This window comes from Actinoallomurus oryzae (assembly GCF_039541955.1).
In the GTDB taxonomy this organism is placed as follows: domain Bacteria; phylum Actinomycetota; class Actinomycetes; order Streptosporangiales; family Streptosporangiaceae; genus Actinoallomurus; species Actinoallomurus oryzae.
Window position 1 is genome coordinate 1 of record NZ_BAABHF010000099.1, and the last position, 926, is coordinate 926.

A 926-nucleotide genomic window follows, 5' to 3' on the forward strand; every position below is an offset into this window, starting at 1 on the left:
ATCGATAAGTAGTGAGGTCTCCGGTAGATGGTTCTTCGACCAAGAAGACCAGTTATCCGGAGACCTCGTGGCCACCCTAGCGGTGACGGGGCGGTTCGATCTGAGTGACGCGCAGTGGGCGGTGCTGGAGCCGTTGCTGCCGAGGCCGAAGAGGCCAGGTCGTCCGCCGAAATGGACCAGACGCCGGCTGATCGATGGCATCCGCTGGCGGGTGCGGGTCGGTTCGCCGTGGCGGGACGTGCCGGCACGATATGGGCCCTGGCAGACGGTCTATGGGTTGTTCCGGCGGTGGCAGCGAGACGGAACCTGGCGGCGGATCCTGTCCGGCCTGCAGGAACGCGCGGACGCGGCTGGTCTGATCACCTGGGATGTCAGTGTGGATTCCACCATCGCGCGGGCGCATCAGCACGCGGCCGGTGCTCGTAAAAGGGGGACCTGCAAGCCGAGCCGCCCGGTGGGGTCGATGAAGAACCGGCCGACCACGGGCTGGGGCGCTCGCGAGGAGGCTGGACCACCAAGGTGCATCTGAGCGCCGAGCAGGGCCGCAAACTGCTGTCGGTGCTGGTGACAGGTGGCCAACGTGGTGACAGCCCTCAGTTTGAGGCGGTGATCGAGCGCATCCGGGTGCCCCGGCCTGGGTCCGGCCGGCCGCGTACCCGGCCGGACCGGGTACTGGCCGACAAGGCCTACAGCTCCAAAGGCAACCGGGCCTACCTGCGGCGACGTCGGATCAAGGCCACCATCCCCGTCAAGGACGACCAGGCCGCCAACCGCCGCAGGCAAGGCTCCAACGGCGGGCGCCCACCGGTGTTCGAGGCTGTGGTCTACAAGCAGCGTCATGCCGTCGAGTGCGGCATCAACCTGCTCAAACAGCACCGCGGGGTGGCCACTCGCTTCGACAAGCTCGCTGTCCGCTACGAAGCCAC

The 926-nt window shown here is 67.5% G+C and carries 1 protein-coding gene; it reads left to right on the top strand.

Annotation, left to right across the window (positions count from 1 at the left end):
• Positions 1-82 precede the first annotated feature (82 nt).
• Positions 83-926 (top strand): IS5 family transposase gene (locus ABEA10_RS50935; RefSeq protein WP_345475947.1). Its coding sequence is split into 2 segments (ribosomal slippage), with 845 coding nucleotides annotated over them: positions 83-479 and positions 479-926; the frame shifts between segments, so codons are not numbered across the junction. This gene is flagged as partial in the annotation.